The organism is Gordonia alkanivorans NBRC 16433, from assembly GCF_000225505.1.
Classification (GTDB): domain Bacteria; phylum Actinomycetota; class Actinomycetes; order Mycobacteriales; family Mycobacteriaceae; genus Gordonia; species Gordonia alkanivorans.
This window is the reverse complement of the sequence record NZ_BACI01000089.1, coordinates 33,851-49,022: the sequence shown is the minus strand read 5'-3', so window position 1 is coordinate 49,022 and position 15,172 is coordinate 33,851. Positions and strand designations below refer to the sequence as shown.

Genomic DNA, 15,172 nt, shown 5'->3' with positions numbered 1-15,172 from the left:
GCCGGCTGCCCCGTGAGGTTGAACGGATAGCTGTAGGGCGTCCACGACGTCCAGTCCGGCGACGCCGATCCCTCGGGAACGGTGCGTCCCGCCTCGAAGGCGACCGTGGGCATCGAGGGCGTGACGAGCAGGTCGAACTCCTCGTGGAAGAGACCCATCGTGGTGCCCATCTCCATGCGCAGCGCGTTCGCGCTCACGAAATCGCCTGCGGTGAAGTCCCGATGCCTGTCGAGCGCCTCGAGAAGCAGCGGATCGACCTTCTCCTCCGCGCCCGGTCCGAGTCCTCGCACCACCACGTCGGCTCCGGCGAACCAGATGATGTGGTACGCCCACGCCGGGTCATCCCAACCGAGGTCCACCTTCTCCACCGTCGCCCCGAGCTGTTCGAGCATCGACACGACGCGATCCGTATTCGCCTGCACTCCAAGATCGTTCGATCCGAAGCCGAGGTCGGAGCTGTAACCGATCCGCAGATCGGAGAGATCCCGGACATCGGCGATCGCGGCGGCGGCGCTCTCGGTCGGGGTCGCCAGCGCCGCCCAGTCCCGCGGATCGTGCCCGCTGAGAACGTCGAGGAGCAGCGCGCAGTCGCCGACCGTCCTGGTCATCGGTCCGACGTGCGCGACCGGGGCGAACGGGCTCGGCGGATACATCGGCACCCGGCCGAGCGTCGCCTTGAACCCGACGACCCCGCAGTACGCGGCCGGTATCCGGATCGATCCACCGCCGTCGGTTCCCACCGACAGCGGACCGAGTCCGGCCGCGAGTGCCGCGGCCGAACCACCGCTCGACCCACCGGACGTTCGCAGCGTGTTCCACGGGTTGCGGGTGACGCCGGTGCGCGGGCTGTCGGTGACGCCCTTCCACCCGAACTCCGGCGTGGTGACCTTGCCCAGCATCACCGCGCCGGCCTCGCGGAGTCGCGCGACCGCAGGGGGCGTCGGTATCCCAGGCCATCTGGTCCGGCTCGATCATCAGCGAGCCGCGCAGCGTCGGCCAGCCACGGGTGAGCAGCAGATCCTTGATACTGACCGGCACCCCGTCGAGCGGCCCCAGCGGCGCGCCCGCCCGGAAACGCTCGGTGGAGTCCCGGGCGGCGGCGAGCGTCGTTTCCGGGTCGACGAGGCAGAATGGGTTGACGGACGGGTTGACCCGGTCGACGAGGTCGAGCAATTCGACGGCCACCGCCTCTGGCGTCAGCTCACCGGTCCGGTAGGCGTCGGCCAGTTCGATCGCGCTGAGCCAGCGGGCCGTTTCCGACATGCGCCCCCTCATCTGTCGCACTTGGTAGATTGTTGACAATCTACCTTGGAGGTGTGCGGGTGACAACCACCGTCGCGATGCTCTATCCCGGTCATGCTGCCGAAGACGACTACGAACTCATCGAGTCCGCACTCGTGGCCTCCGGCGCCGCGGTCCGGCTGCCGGTGACCATCACCGAGATCGATTCCGACGACCACACCGTCGACGCCATGGCCGCGGCCGGCGAGCAGCACCGCCTCGCCGAGGGGCTGCGACGAGCCCAGGCCGACGAGCCGGTATCGGTGATGTGGGCCTGTACCTCGGGGAGCTTCGTCCACGGCCTCGACGGCGCCCGTCGCCAGGTCGCCGACATCGCCACACTGGCCGACCGCCCCGTCTCGTCGACCTCGTTGGCCTTCGTCGAGGCATGTCACCATCTCGGACTGGCCCGGGTGGCGATCGCCGCGACCTACCCCGATCCCCTGGCCTCGCGGTTCATCGGCTTCCTCGGCGACGGCGGCATCGAGGTGGTCGCGCTGCGCGCCAACGACATCGAGACCGCCTCCGAGGCCGGGTTCCTCGACGGGGACGGCCTCTTCGACATGATCGCGGCCGCCGACCATCCCGACGCGGAGGCGATCCTGATCCCCGACACCGCCCTGCACACCGCGAGGTGGATCACCGGACTCGAGGAGAAGTTCGCGAAGCCCGTGCTGACCGCCAATCAGGTCACCGCGTGGCAGGGCCTGCGTCTCGCCGGGATCTCCGCGGTCATACCGGAATTGGGCACTCTGTTCACTCGCTGACGGTCAGTCGACGACCGCTTTGGCCACCGTGATGCAGGTGGTGATCCACTCGCGATCGTCGGCGGTGAGCACACGCGACGCCCTCTCCGCATCCTGGATCGCCCAGTGCGCGTTGAGGATCATGCGGACGGTGACCCAGTCCCGCGCCCGGTCCGGGTCGAGGCCCGCGGCGTCGACGATCGTGTAGAAGCGCGACCGGATCACCCACCGCGGGTCGCCGTGCCGGCGATCGAGCAGGTTCCACAGCATCGGCGCGGGTTCGTAATGCGGGTCCCCCGACATCGGCTTGGGGTCGATCGCCAGCCAGCGCCGGTCGCCGGAGGGTGCGGCGAGCACGTTCTCGTGGTGGAGGTCGCCGTGTACGACGGCGCCGACCGTCGCCGCGTCGGAGAGGAAGTCCCGGCCGAGCGAGAGAGCCTGTTCCACAAACCTTCTCGGCACCGGTGCGTCCCGGGGCATGGTTTCCAGCCCCGTGAGCCACCGCTCGAGGTGGGCCGTGAGCAGTGACATCCGGCCGGGAGCAGGTATGTGCAGGGCGCCGTACAGGTCGGCCACCACCTGGCACGCCTCGTCGTCGTCGACCGAGGTGAGGTCGGTCCGGTCCAGCCGCTCCAGGAGCAGGGCGCGTCGCCGAGGGTCGGCGCGCAGCATCCGCACCGCACCACGACCGGCCCAGTGCTGCAGCCCGAGTGCTTCCTGGGCGCCTTCGTCGTCGCCGTCGAAGGCGACCTTCAGGACCGCACGCCGGCCGTCGCGACCGATCACCGGAATGACCAATGACTCGAAACCGTGCCACAGTTCGTGCCCGTCGCGGCGGAGTTCCCAGTCGACGAGTAGCCCCGACGCGGTTGCAGGCAGCCGGCGAAGCCAGTCCTGCCACGCGGGCCCCAGGGTGGACTGCTCTGCCAGACCCGAAGGGATGTCCGCTGGGCCGATCATGCACGCACGAAGCGGTAGCCCATCCCCGCCTCCGTGATCAGGTGACGCGGGTGTGCCGGATCGTCTTCGAGCTTCCGTCGGAGACTCGCCAGGTAGACGCGAAGATAGTTGCTCTGCCCCAGATATCCGGGACCCCACACCGAGTTCAGGATGTCGCTCTGGGACACCAGCTTTCCTTCGTGCCGTACCAACATCTCCAGGATTCCCCACTCCGTCGGGGTCAGATGGACCGGCTCTTGCGCACGCGTCACCTGTTTTGCGGCGAGGTCGACGACGAACGCCCCGGCGTCCACCACCGGCGACTCTGTCGTCACCCCCGACGCCGCGCCGCGACGGAGCGCGGCGCGAAGCCGGGCCAGGAACTCCTCCATCCCGAAGGGTTTGGTGACGTAGTCATCGGCCCCGGAATCCAGCGCCACCACCTTGTCCGCCGCGTCGGTCCGCGCCGAGAGCACGATGACCGGAACGGTCGTCCATCCGCGCAGGCCCTCGAGGACCGTCAACCCGTCGATGTCGGGAAGCCCGAGGTCCAGTACGACGACGTCCGGGTTGAACCGCGCGGCCGCCGACAGGGCCGCCGCCCCCGTCGCCGCCGTCGAGACCGCGAAACCGCGCGCATTCAGATTGATCCGCAACGCTCGCAGCAGTTGGGGCTCATCGTCGACCACGAGGACGCGGCTCTTGTCGGCGTTCATCGGCTCCCCTCCTCCGATCGCGGAAGGTCAGCCACTGTGGGCAGGTCCACGACCAGGGTGGCTCCGCCACCGGGAGTGTCCCCGGCGGACAGTTCTCCTCCCATCGCCGAGATGAACCCGTGGGCCACGGACAAGCCGAGCCCCACCCCGGACGACGCCCCCGCAGTGTCGCCGCCCTGATGGAAGGCCGCGAACACCTGTTCACGGTCGGTCGTGGGCAATCCGGGCCCGTGGTCGACGACGCGAATCACGCAGCGCGGCGGGTCATCACCGGTTCCGCTGACGGTGATCTCGACCTCGGATCCGCCGTGCCGGTGGGCGTTGTCGACGAGATTCGCGAGCGCGCGTTCCAGTAGACCGGGGTCGGTGTACGCCCACGCCTGGCCGAGCTCGATGGTCAGAACGAGGTCCGGGTTGAGCCGTTGCACCTCGGCGGCGGCGCGGTGCACGACCTCGGGCAGGAACGTGTGCTGCATCTGGGGTCGCACCGCCCCTGCGGCGAGCCGAGAGGAGTCGAGCAGGTTGCCGACGAGACCCGCCAGATGGTCGACCGACTCGTCGACCGTTGCCAGCAGTTCCGCGGTGTCGTCGGGGCTGAAGGTGACGTCGTCGCTACGAAGACTGGACACCGCGGCCTTCGCCGCCGCGAGCGGTGTGCGGAGATCGTGGCCGACCGCGGACAGCAACGCGCGCCGGAGTTCATCGGTTCGGGCCAGCGCCTCGGCAGAGGCCGCCTCGACCTCCAGGGCGTGCCGCTCGACGGCACCTGCTGCCTGCCCGGCCACGGCGGCCAGCACCCGCCGGTCCCGCGCGCCGAGTCTCGGCCCGCGGAGCAGCAACTCGAACTGCCCACCCGGTACCGAACACGTCGTGTCCGCGTCATCCGGACCGTTCAGCGGGCAGTCGCCGACCCAGGCCTCCACCGTCCGAGTGGTCTTCGACGTGCGTCGGACCAGTGCGACGGCCGTCTGGTCGTAGGTCTCACGTAACCGTTCGAGCAGGCCCGGGACATCGGCGCCGCCGAGCACGACGCTGGAGAACATCGCCAGCAGTTCCGCCTCGCGGGTGGCCTCCTGCGCCTGAGCACGCCGTACCGTCGCCGAATCGACCAGGGCGGCCACGGCGATCGCGATGAGCAGCATCACCAGGATGGTGATCAGGTTGTCCGGTTGATCGATGGTGAAGGTGAACCGGGGATCGGTGAAGAAGTAGTTCAGCAGAAGGCCGGAGACCACCGCCGACAACGCCGCGGGCGCGATGCCTCCGAGCATCGACACCGCGAGCACCGACACGAAGAACAGCGCCGACTGACTGGTGAACCCGAGCCAGGGATCGAGCAACCGCAGCACACCGGTCGCCACCAGCGGTACGACCACCGCGAGGACCCAGCTCAGCGGTCGATGGAACCTGGTGTCACGGATGTCGAGCCGGTGTCGGCGGGGCGTCTCCTCGTGCGTGACCATGTGCACGTCGATGCGCCCGCTACCGCTCACGACCGTCGCCCCGACACCTTCGTCGAAGATCCGTTGCCAACGCGGTCGACGGGACGTACCCAGAACCAATTGGGTGGCATTGACCCCGCGCGCGAACACGAGCAGCGTGGCCGGGATGTCGTCACCGACCACCGTGTGGATCCGTGCGCCGAAACCGGCGGCGAGCTCTCGGAGTGCGGTGAGATCGACGCCGCGATCACTGAGCCCGTCCCCGCGGACCACGTGTACGGCCAGCAGTTCCGCGCTCGATCGCGACGCGATACGACTGGCCCGACGCAACAGGGTGGGCGACTCCGGCCCGCCGGTGATCGCCACCACGACTCGTTCGCGTGCTTCCCAGGTGTCGGTGATCGAGTGTGCCGCACGATAATCGGCGAGTTTGTCGTCGACCTGGTCGGCCAGCCACAACAGGGCCAACTCGCGCAGCGCGGTGAGGTTGCCCTGCCGGAAGTAGTTGCCCAGAGCCCCGTCGACCCGACTGTACGGGTAGACCTTGCCCGCGGACAGTCGCTGCCGTAGCGCCTGCGGGTCGATGTCGACGAGTTCGATCTGATCGGCGCCGCGAACGACGTCGTCGGGCACCGTCTCCCTCTGCACGACACCGGTGATCTGGGCGACGACGTCGTTCAGGCTGGCGAGGTGCTGGATGTTCACGGTCGAGCAGACGTCGATACCGGCGTCACGGAGTTCCTCGATATCCTGCCACCGCTTGGCATTTCGCGATCCCGGAGTGTTGGTGTGGGCGAGTTCGTCGACCAGCACCACCTGAGGATGGCGCGCCAGGACGGCGTCGAGGTCCATCTCGTCGAATGTCGCCCCCCGATACGGGAGGGCGATCCTGGGGATCACCTCCAGACCCTCGACGAGGGCCGCGGTCGCGGGCCGCCCATGCGATTCGACGACCGCGACCACCACGTCTGCACCCTCGTCCCTGAGGTTCCGGGCCTGCGCCAGCATCTCGTAGGTCTTCCCGACGCCGGGTGCGCATCCGAGGAACACCTGCAACGTGCCGCGACCTTCCGAGCGTCGGCGCGACGCCGCCTGAGGCCTCGTGACCCGCGTCGTCGCCGGTCCCGCCGCTGAGGTCATCCGCCGATTCTATCGCCGGTCAACGGGTGTGACACGTGGCCGGCCCGTGACCGAGCGCCAGGTTCACCTCGAGGACGTCGACCCGCGGCTCACCGAGGAACCCCCACTGTCTGCCCTGGGTGTGGGCGGCGATCAGCGACCGTATCTCCTCCGGCGGGCGACGGTTCTCGCGTGCCAGTCGCGGCACCTGAAGTGCGGCATATGCCGGACTGATGTGGGGGTCGAGTCCCGACCCCGATCCGGTGACGGCATCGGCCGGAACCGCCTGCGGTGACACTCCTTCCCGCTCGGCGATCAGCGCACGCCGGGCCTCGACGTTGTCGAGGAGGATGACGCTGTTCGGCCCCTGATTGCTCGCCGACGATGCGGACGGATCGCCGGTGGCCATCGGCGCGCCCTCGGCACCGAGGACACGCGCGTGGAGGTACGGGTCCGGTCCGCCGGCCTCGACCTGCGGATCGACTCCGATGAGCGAGGAGCCCACCGCACACCCGGAGGCGTCGACCAGACGTGAGCCCTCCGCACTCGACGAGTCCACCCGCGAGATCGCCCACACCGCGGCGGGATAGGCGAACCCGAGGATGAGTGTCAGTCCGAGGAGCATCCCCAGTGCGGCGCCGCACTGCCGGAGGAGACCGGTCGCGATCGTGGTCATCGTGCTCACCCCATTCCCGGAACGAAACGGACGACGAGATCGATCAGCCAGATGCCGACGAAGGGTGCGACCACCCCGCCGAGCCCGTACACGATCAGGTTGCGGCCCAACAGCTTCGATGCCGACGACGGGCGGTAACGCACTCCCCGCAACGAGAGCGGGATGAGCGCGACGATGATCAGCGCATTGAAGATCACCGCGGAGACCATGGCCGACTCCGCCGAATGCAGACCCATGACGTTGAGGGCCTCGAGCTGCGGATGGACCGCGGCGAACATCGCCGGGAGGATCGCGAAGTACTTCGCGAGGTCGTTGGCGAGCGAGAAGGTGGTGAGAGCCCCGCGGGTGATGAGCAGCTGCTTGCCGATCGCGACCACCTCGATGAGCTTGGTCGGGTCGGAGTCGAGGTCGACCATGTTGCCGGCCTCCTTGGCCGCCGAGGTCCCCGTGTTCATCGCCAGCCCGACGTCGGCCTGCGCGAGCGCGGGTGCGTCGTTGGTTCCATCCCCGGTCATCGCGACGAGGCGCCCGGCCTGCTGCTCGGAACGGATGAGTGCGAGCTTCTCCTCGGGGGTGGCCTCGGCGACGAAGTCGTCGACCCCGGCCTCGGCCGCGATGGCACGGGCGGTGAGCGGGTTGTCGCCGGTGACCATGACCGTGCGGATACCCATCGAGCGCAACTGGGCGAATCGCGCGGTCATCCCCGGCTTCACGACGTCGGACAACGCGATCACTCCGAGCACGCGGGCGGGCCGGCCCGCCTCGTGCACGCCGACCAGGAGCGGTGTACCGCCGTCGGTGGAAATGCGCTCCACGTCCGCGAGGACCGCCGGTTCCACGGTTCCCGCCGACTCGGCGACCCACCGTCCGAGTGCGTCGGCAGCTCCCTTGCGGTACACGACCACCGCGTCGGCGTCGTGCAGGTCGGCCCCGTGCAGGTCGACGCCGCTCATGCGGGTCTGGGCGGTGAAGGCGACCACCTCGCGGCGCGTCGAGCCGACGGTCGGGGCCTCCGCGACCGGTTCCACCCCGTACGAGGTCCGGCACAGTTCGACGATGCTCCGTCCCTCGGGAGTGTCGTCGGCGAGACTGCACTCCGAGGCCACCCGCGCCAGTTCGTCGACGGACACGCCCGGCGCCGGGTGCAGGGCGGTGGCCCGGCGGTTGCCGTAGGTGATTGTCCCGGTCTTGTCCATCAGCAAGGTGTCGATGTCGCCGGCGGCCTCCACCGCCCGGCCGGACATCGCAAGTACGTTGCGCTGGACGAGCCGATCCATCCCCGCGATTCCGATCGAGCTGAGCAGGGCGCCGATGGTGGTCGGGATGAGGCACACCAGCAGTGCGATCAACTCGACGGGATCCGGCGACCGGCCGGCGTACTCCTGCATGGGCCCGATCGCCACCACCGCCAGCAGGAAGATGATCGTCAGGCTCGTCAACAGGATGTCGAGCGCGATCTCGTTGGGCGTCTTCTTGCGGTCCGCGCCTTCGACCAGCGCGATCATGCGGTCGACGAAGGTCTCACCCGGTGCCGTCGTGATCTTGACGACGATCCGGTCGGAGAGGACGACGGTGCCGCCGGTGACCGCGGACCGGTCTCCCCCGGATTCCCGCACGACGGGAGCCGATTCGCCGGTGATCGCCGACTCGTCGACGGTCGCGATGCCGTCGACCACATCTCCGTCGCCGGCGATGACCTCGCCCGCCTCCACGACGATGAGGTCGCCGACCCGCAGCGCACCACCGAGGACCTCGTCGAAGCCACCGTCAGCTCGTAGTCGACGGGCCACGGTGTCACGCTTGATCTTTCGCAGACTCTCGGCCTGCGCCCGCCCTCTCCCCTCGGCGACCGCCTCGGCGAGAGCGGCGAACACGACGGTGAACCACAACCAGGCCGCCACGGTCCAGGCGAACCAGGACGGACGAAGGACCGCCAGGGCGGTGGTGACGACAGCGCCGAGGAACACCACGAACATCACCGGGTTGCGGGCCTGATCGCGAGGGTTCAGCTTTCGCAGGGCCATCGGCATCGACGTCACGAGCGAGCGGACGTCGAAAGCGCCGCGGGACAACAGTTCCGGCTCGTCGCCCGCGGCAGGTTCGGCGTGGGAGGCGTCCGGGGCGGTGTCGATCAGGGGTGTGGTCACAGCAGCGCCTCCGCGATGGGTCCCAGCGCCATGGCCGGGAAGAAGGTGAGTCCGGCGACCAGCACGATGGTCGCCATGAGCAGCGTTCCGTAGAGAAGACCGTGGGTGGGCAGGGCGGAGAGAACCTCCGGTCGTGCCACCGGACGGGCCGACGCGGCCTCCAGGACGGCGCGCCCGTGACCGGGTCCCACCGGTCCGGTCGGGCGGGCACCGATGATGCCGGTGCTCTCGGCTGCGCCCTCGTCGGCCGTGCCGCGCGGACGCTGCCGGGCGAGAAGGCCCGCGAGTGCGAGCACGAGCACGATCGGCACGAACCGACCCAGCAGCATCGCCATGCCCAGAGAGGACTGGAACCAGTCACCGGTCACCGCGAGCCCACCGAAGGCACTGCCGTTGTTGTTGGCCGCCGACGCGTAGGCGTAGAGCACCTCACCGAAACCGTGGATCGCACCGGGTGTTCCCGGCTCGCCTCCGTTCCCCTGCGCCTCCGTGGTCGACGCCAGGATCACCGAGATCGCCGTGCCGGCCAGCACGAGTGCCGGCATGACGAGGACATAGAGCGCCGCCATGGTCATCTCCGGCTGTCCGATCCGCTTGCCGAGGAACGTCGGCGACCTGCCGACCAGTAGCCCGCCGACGAAGACGGTGATCACCGCCATCATCAGGATTCCGTACAGTCCCGAACCGACCCCACCGGGCGCGACCTCGCCGAGAAGCATGTTCCACAGGACCGCACCCCCGCCGGCCGCGGAGAAGCTGTCGTGCGCGGCATTGACTGCACCGGTAGAGGTCCCGGTCGTCGACACCGCGAACAGCGCCGAACCCGGAATCCCGAAGCGCACCTCTTTGCCTTCCATCATGGCGCCCGCCGCCCGAGCTGCCGACCCGGACGCATGACTCTCGAAGATCCATACGACGGTAAGCATGATCGCCCAGATCCCCGCCATCACGGCGAGAAGAGTCAGTCCCTGGCGCCGGTCTCGGACGAGGGTCCCGTAGGTCCGGGTGAGGCAGACCGGGATCACCAGCAGCGCGAAGATCTCGACCAGATTCGAGAACGGTGTGGGATTGGAGAACGGGTGCGCCGAGTTCGCCGACAACGTCCCGCCGCCGTTGGTGCCGAGTTCCTTGATCGCCTCCTGCGAAGCGAACGGACCGACCACACTGTGCACCTCCGCACCGTCGAGCGTCGTCCACGTGAATCCGCTGTGCCAGGACTGCACGACCCCCTGACTCAGCAGCAGCGTCGCCACGATGATGCTCAGCGGCAACAGAATCCGGACCACGCCGCGCACGAGATCAACCCAGAAGTTCCCGATCTCGCCGGTGGCCCCACGGTTGACGATCCCGCGGACGAGCGCGATGGCGACGGCCATCCCGACCGCCGCGGAGACGAAGTTCTGCACCGCCAGTCCTGCCATCTGGGTCAGGTTGGTCATCACGAGCTCAGGTGAGTACGACTGCCAGTTGGTGTTGGTGACGAAGGAGATCGCGGTGTTGAACGCCGTTGCCGGCGAGACGCCGGCCTTGCCGTCGGAGAACGGGAGGATTCCCTGGAGCCTCTGGACCGCGTAGAGGACCGCGAAGCAGACCGCCGAGAACCCCAGTACGGCAAGGGCATACCCCAACCAGGACTGTTGCCTACGCGGATCGACACGGGCCAGTCGATAGAGGATGCGCTCGACGCCGAGGTCTCGTTGCCCGGTGTACACACGCGCCATGTGGTCGCCCAGCGGCACGTAGACGGCGACCAGGATCACGATGAGCGCTCCGAACTGCAGGAGGCCGGCAGCAACTGTGCCCATCGTTTCTCAGAACCTCTCCGGGAACACGAGAGCCAGGAGAAGGTACACCATCGCCGCCGCCGCGAGCACGAGGAGTACGACGTTGGTCACCCCGGCCGCGGTCACGACTTGATCCGCAGATCGAGGCCGCGAACGGCAAGTACGCACAGACCGAACCCTGCGATGGCAAGCAGCAGGAACAGCACATCCGCCACGATGACTCACTCTCTGATCGCACCGATGGCCCACCGTGCGGTGGGCACACCGAAGGATCACGCGCCCCGCGGGGCACCGGAGAGTTCTTAACGCCGTTCTTACGGGCCGCCGGCAGTTCTTGACGACCCCTTGTCACCGGTCGTACTGACCGGGGGTCCCGCTATGTCGCCGTGATCGCGATCCCGATGGTGCCGCTTTCTCCACGACGCACCTTGCTGGCGAAGATCAGTACCCGCGCGAGCAGCCCGTACTTCTCGCCGAGCTTCTTGCGAACGTGTGCGGTGCCCTCGGCGTCGAGCACAACCGCGGTGCCGGCGACCGGCTCGCCGGACAGCTTCTTGCCCCGCGCATCCGTGGCCTGGACCAGGACCTTCGGATTCCGCCTGATCCGCTTGACCTTCCATGCTTCGGTTTCGGTCCACACGAGCAATCGGGCTCCGTCGAGTACCGCCCACACCGGTGTCGCGACCGGAGTGCCGTCCTTGCGATAGGTCGTCAGGTTCACGTACTTGGCGGTACCCGCCTCGCCGAACGTCGCGGCGTCAGAGGTCATGCGGCAATGCTACGGGCGAACAGCGATTGCGCATGGGTTGTCGGCCAGCCCACCGGGGTGATCTCGCCGCCGAACACGCCGGCGTCGCACAGCGTCGCCCACGCGGTCACCTGGTTGGCGGAGAGAACCGGCTTGCCGAGCTCCGCCTCCAGGTCGGCCAGGATGTCGTAGGTCCACAGGTTGGTACAGGAGACGAAGACGGCGTCGGCATCGGGATGATTCGCGGCGCGGATGAGATCCGCGGTCACGCGGTACGGGATGGTCCAGATCTCGCGATCGCGACCGAGACCGGCCTGGGCCACGACGCTCCTGCCGGACTCCGCGAGGAAGTCGCAGAGGAGTCCGGTGAGCGCGGCTGTGTACGGCGTGGCGACGGCGAGCGTCCCCACGTTCAGCATGTCCAGCGCCCGGATCAAGGCCTCTGACGTCGTGACCGCGCGCTCCGCGCCCGCGGCGAGCATGCAGTTGGAGATCTCCACCGCGCCCGCCATCCCGTAGACGAAGCTGCCCGATGCACACGCGTAACCGAACGTTCGCGGCCCGACCGACGAGACTGCCCTGACCGCTGCCGAGATCTCCGCGTGATTGTTCAGATCGCGGCACAGTTCGACGTCGACGGGAGCATCGATGTAACCGGTCCGCGTGAAGTACAGCGAGACCGAGTCCGGCATCCAGCGCCACAACTCCCGGTCGAGAGCCATGTCGAACGGGCACACCATCCCGATGCCGATCTGGGCGTTCATGCTCCGGATGATGGCACATTGTGTGATTGTCTACAATCGCTGCCGAAGTGCCGCGGCCACCTCGTCCCGAATGACGCATTCGTAGGCGTGGTCGTTGACGATCCCGGTCGCCTGCATGAGGGCGAACATCGTGGTCGGCCCCACGAAACGCCATCCGCGCTTCTTGAGGTCTTTCGACATCGCGACCGACTCGGGTGACGTCGTCATCGAGTTCGGCACGTGATCATCGGCGGGCGCATATCCCCAGAAGTACGACTCGAGCGAGCCGAACTCGTCGATGAGCTCGACGGCCCGCTGCGCGTTGTTGACCGCCGCTTCGATCTTTCCGCGATGCCGGATGATGCCCGCGTCGTCCAGCAGGCGCGTGACGTCGGCGTCGGTGTAGCGCGCGACCTTCTCCACGTCGAAGCCGGCGAAGGCCGCGCGGAAGTTCTCCCGTTTCATCAGGATCGTGCGCCAGCTGAGGCCCGACTGGAAGCCTTCGAGGCACACCCGCTCGAACAACGACGTATCGTCGGTGGTCGGGAATCCCCATTCGGTGTCGTGATAGGCGGTTTCCGGCTCGCGGCCCGCCCAGAAGCAACGCAGCCGACCGTCTGGTCCCTCTATCGTGTCTGCGGACATACGTCTCCCTTCGTGGCGAGGAGGCTACGGCACGGCTACGACAGATGGCCGCCGTTATCGTTCCGTTACCAAAGATTGCGAAAGCATCCCGTTGTGTCTCTCGATGGTCACTTCTCGCCGCTGCCCGCATAGCGTTGGTCACATCGCACCGAGAGCACTCCGGCACCGACGCCGAATCCCGCTTCGGAAGCGAGACAACACATCTGCGCCAAGGAGTTTCGTGATGCATGAATCCGACCTGAACAACCTCCTTGCCCGCGTGGCGACCGGGGACATGGACGCTTTCGCCCAGTTCTACGACGCAACCTGTGACCGGGTGTACGGCATGACACTCCGCGTGTTGCGCGATCCCGGTTACAGCGAGGAAGCGACGCAGGAGACCTTCCTGGCCGTCTGGCGCAACGCCGAGACCTACGACCCCCGCTCCGGTTCGGCACTCTCCTGGATTCTGACCCTGGCTCACCGCCGGGCCGTCGACCGCGTTCGGTCGGAGTCCGCCGCGACCCGACGCACCGTCGCCTACGGCATCGCCGACACGAGCCGAGAGATCGACGAGGTCAGTGAGTCGGTGGAGCGACGAGAGATCGCTCGCCTGATCCACACCGGCCTCGAGAGCCTCACCCCCATCCAGCGCCAGGCCATCGAACTGGCCTACTTCCACGGACTCACCTACCGCGAGGTCGCCGAGCACCTCGGGGTCGCGCTTCCCACGGTCAAGTCACGTATTCGCGACGGTCTCATCCGGCTGCGTCAGACCGTGCCGGGCTTGGCTGCCACCGGCTAGGGTTCCGCCGCCTCGCTCGCCCCCCCTTGTAAAGCACCCCTGAGAAACGCCCCTGAAACACCCCCTCCACGGGACCGCCGGCGACACAGTGTCGTCCGCGAACCTCTGGAGGGTTGTCCTCAGGGGCGTTTCTCGTCGAGGAGCCGGTCACCGGGACCGGTCACACCTGTCCGTACGGGTGCCATCCGTTGTGGTTCCACTTCCCGCCGCGACGCTCGCGCACCTCGCGCAGACTCGTACCGACGTACCGCGCCTCCAGCTCGGCATCCGGCGAGCCGGTGTAGACCCACCGTTTCGGGTCGAGGTTGCCGTCGGCATCCCGATACGCCTCCCAGTAATCGACGCGGTGCACCGCGCGGACGATGTCGTCGGCGAACACCAGGACCGGGAGATCGGGCACCGTGCGATGTGGTCCGGCCCGCCATCCACTGCGCGCCCACTCATAGATCTGCTCGGCACCGGCGTCTGGTCGGGCGGAATCGTCGACCTTCACCAGCACGCACGGCTCGGGCAGCGGAGGTGCGAGCGGCGCCGCGTGCTGCAGCACCATCTCGTCCAGTTGGATCGCGCCGCTCGACGCACTGTTCGTCAGCGGGAGTCGTGCCAGGCCGGCGAACTCGACCGTGAACTGCTGGACATACGCCGCCAACATCTCAGCGGAATCGACGACGTCGTCGCCGTGGCGGAGAATCCAGTGCTCCACGCCGAATCCGTCGGCATCGATGTCCCGGATGCGCTCCTCGGTCGCAGTCCAGACCGCCGGCGACTCGGCGTCCCCCACCACCTCCCCGGCATCCGGCGTGACACCGGCCAGCGCCGCGCGGGCGTGCTGGTGGACCCGGTTGCCGCGACCCGCACCCACGTAGAACACGGATGCATCACGCGGATCGACCAATGCGTAGATGTAGACGCCGAGTACGGACTGGACTTCGAGGGGCACGGGGTTCGGGGCGCCCGGCGCCGCGACCCCGACCGGCCGCAGGAGATCGAGGACCGCGTCGACTACAGACGGCCGCACCCCGAGACCGCCTCCGCGCAGACCGCCGATGATCACCTCGCCGGCACGCTCACGGTCGACGAACCGTCGGCCCGCGTTGGTGTCGATCGCATTCACGACGTCGACGACCTCGGCCCTCCGCGACCGCGCATCCCGTGACGCGGAACGCTCGTCCTCGGGGTCGAGCATCTCCGCGAATGCCGCCGACTCGAGGAATTCGACGAGCGCGGTGGCCGGCAACTCGACGGCGTCCATCCTGCTCATGTCCGCGATGATGCCAGGACGCGCGGGGTTGCGAGCGGTCGACTCGCCCCCACCGACGCGTCGCCACTACCAGACCGGTCCGCGCCACCCGCCGCAGACGACGAAGGGGCCCACCCCGAAGGATGGGCCCCTGGTCGTGTC

General features: G+C 68.2%; 13 protein-coding genes and 1 pseudogene. 2 read left to right on the top strand and 12 right to left on the bottom strand.

The features are described from left to right. Nucleotides 1–1,263: pseudogene (locus GOALK_RS15720) on the bottom strand (amidase); the annotation flags it as partial. 59 nt (nucleotides 1,264–1,322) lie between these two features. Here GOALK_RS15720 and GOALK_RS15715 point away from each other — a divergent pair. Next, complete coding sequence (locus GOALK_RS15715) at nucleotides 1,323–2,048, top strand: maleate cis-trans isomerase family protein (protein WP_005198183.1); 726 nt, start codon at nucleotides 1,323–1,325, stop codon at nucleotides 2,046–2,048. 3 nt (nucleotides 2,049–2,051) lie between these two features. Here GOALK_RS15715 and GOALK_RS15710 read toward each other — a convergent pair whose 3' ends face one another. The 10 genes from GOALK_RS15710 to GOALK_RS15665 all read right to left on the bottom strand — a co-directional run bounded on the left by GOALK_RS15710 (nucleotide 2,052) and on the right by GOALK_RS15665 (nucleotide 12,986). Then, nucleotides 2,052–2,987: an aminoglycoside phosphotransferase family protein gene (locus GOALK_RS15710; protein WP_006359816.1), complete on the bottom strand. Its 936-nt coding sequence runs from the start codon at nucleotides 2,985–2,987 to the stop codon at nucleotides 2,052–2,054. Then, the gene (locus GOALK_RS15705) at nucleotides 2,984–3,682 is read right to left on the bottom strand and encodes a response regulator (protein WP_006359815.1); all 699 of its coding nucleotides are present in this window, start codon (nucleotides 3,680–3,682) and stop codon (nucleotides 2,984–2,986) included. The genes GOALK_RS15710 and GOALK_RS15705 overlap by 4 nt, the downstream gene beginning before the upstream one ends. After that, nucleotides 3,679–6,264: a DUF4118 domain-containing protein gene (locus tag GOALK_RS15700; RefSeq protein ID WP_081474356.1), complete on the bottom strand. Its 2,586-nt coding sequence runs from the start codon at nucleotides 6,262–6,264 to the stop codon at nucleotides 3,679–3,681. Before GOALK_RS15700 ends, GOALK_RS15705 begins: the two co-directional genes overlap by 4 nt. Nucleotides 6,265–6,283: 19 nt before the next feature. Then, complete coding sequence (locus tag GOALK_RS15695; protein WP_006359813.1) at nucleotides 6,284–6,919, bottom strand: potassium-transporting ATPase subunit C; 636 nt, start codon at nucleotides 6,917–6,919, stop codon at nucleotides 6,284–6,286. Between the two features lie 5 nt (nucleotides 6,920–6,924). Beyond that, complete coding sequence (gene kdpB, locus GOALK_RS15690; RefSeq protein WP_006359812.1) at nucleotides 6,925–9,066, bottom strand: potassium-transporting ATPase subunit KdpB; 2,142 nt, start codon at nucleotides 9,064–9,066, stop codon at nucleotides 6,925–6,927. Beyond that, on the bottom strand, nucleotides 9,063–10,871 hold the full coding sequence (gene kdpA, locus GOALK_RS15685) for a potassium-transporting ATPase subunit KdpA (protein WP_006359811.1): 1,809 nt from the start codon (nucleotides 10,869–10,871) through the stop codon (nucleotides 9,063–9,065). The genes kdpB and kdpA overlap by 4 nt, the downstream gene beginning before the upstream one ends. Nucleotides 10,872–10,877: 6 nt before the next feature. Next, nucleotides 10,878–10,976, bottom strand: coding sequence for a potassium-transporting ATPase subunit F (locus GOALK_RS15680; RefSeq protein ID WP_081474355.1), 99 nt, complete (start codon nucleotides 10,974–10,976; stop codon nucleotides 10,878–10,880). Between the two features lie 250 nt (nucleotides 10,977–11,226). Next, nucleotides 11,227–11,619 carry a PPOX class F420-dependent oxidoreductase gene (locus GOALK_RS15675; RefSeq protein ID WP_006359810.1) on the bottom strand — a complete coding sequence of 131 codons (393 nt, stop codon included), beginning with the start codon at nucleotides 11,617–11,619 and terminating at the stop codon, nucleotides 11,227–11,229. Then, nucleotides 11,616–12,362: a maleate cis-trans isomerase family protein gene (locus GOALK_RS15670; RefSeq protein WP_006359809.1), complete on the bottom strand. Its 747-nt coding sequence runs from the start codon at nucleotides 12,360–12,362 to the stop codon at nucleotides 11,616–11,618. Before GOALK_RS15670 ends, GOALK_RS15675 begins: the two co-directional genes overlap by 4 nt. A 30-nt stretch (nucleotides 12,363–12,392) precedes the next feature. Next, nucleotides 12,393–12,986 (bottom strand): DNA-3-methyladenine glycosylase I, encoded by a 594-nt coding sequence (locus tag GOALK_RS15665; RefSeq protein ID WP_006359808.1) that lies wholly within the window; start codon nucleotides 12,984–12,986, stop codon nucleotides 12,393–12,395. A 223-nt stretch (nucleotides 12,987–13,209) separates the two neighbouring features. Here GOALK_RS15665 and sigK point away from each other — a divergent pair, with 223 nt between their 5' ends. Next, a complete protein-coding gene (gene sigK / locus GOALK_RS15660) occupies nucleotides 13,210–13,770 on the top strand; it encodes an ECF RNA polymerase sigma factor SigK (protein WP_006359807.1) in 561 nt (186 codons plus the stop codon). Between the two features lie 160 nt (nucleotides 13,771–13,930). On the opposite strand, the gene GOALK_RS15655 is transcribed toward sigK, so the two are convergent. Next, nucleotides 13,931–15,022: a GIY-YIG nuclease family protein gene (locus GOALK_RS15655; protein ID WP_006359806.1), complete on the bottom strand. Its 1,092-nt coding sequence runs from the start codon at nucleotides 15,020–15,022 to the stop codon at nucleotides 13,931–13,933. Nucleotides 15,023–15,172 lie beyond the last annotated feature (150 nt).

Bases quoted from the DNA above. Each gene is read 5' to 3' on its own strand.
- GOALK_RS15665 (WP_006359808.1), bottom strand. From the start codon at position 12,986: ATGTCCGCAGACACGATAGAGGGACCAGACGGTCGGCTGCGTTGCTTC.
- GOALK_RS15695 (WP_006359813.1), bottom strand. From the start codon at position 6,919: ATGACCACGATCGCGACCGGTCTCCTCCGGCAGTGCGGCGCCGCACTG.
- GOALK_RS15655 (WP_006359806.1), bottom strand. From the start codon at position 15,022: ATGGACGCCGTCGAGTTGCCGGCCACCGCGCTCGTCGAATTCCTCGAG.
- GOALK_RS15710 (WP_006359816.1), bottom strand. From the start codon at position 2,987: ATGATCGGCCCAGCGGACATCCCTTCGGGTCTGGCAGAGCAGTCCACC.
- GOALK_RS15670 (WP_006359809.1), bottom strand. From the start codon at position 12,362: ATGAACGCCCAGATCGGCATCGGGATGGTGTGCCCGTTCGACATGGCT.
- sigK (WP_006359807.1), top strand. From the start codon at position 13,210: ATGCATGAATCCGACCTGAACAACCTCCTTGCCCGCGTGGCGACCGGG.
- GOALK_RS15705 (WP_006359815.1), bottom strand. From the start codon at position 3,682: ATGAACGCCGACAAGAGCCGCGTCCTCGTGGTCGACGATGAGCCCCAA.
- GOALK_RS15700 (WP_081474356.1), bottom strand. From the start codon at position 6,264: ATGACCTCAGCGGCGGGACCGGCGACGACGCGGGTCACGAGGCCTCAG.
- kdpA (WP_006359811.1), bottom strand. From the start codon at position 10,871: ATGGGCACAGTTGCTGCCGGCCTCCTGCAGTTCGGAGCGCTCATCGTG.
- GOALK_RS15675 (WP_006359810.1), bottom strand. From the start codon at position 11,619: ATGACCTCTGACGCCGCGACGTTCGGCGAGGCGGGTACCGCCAAGTAC.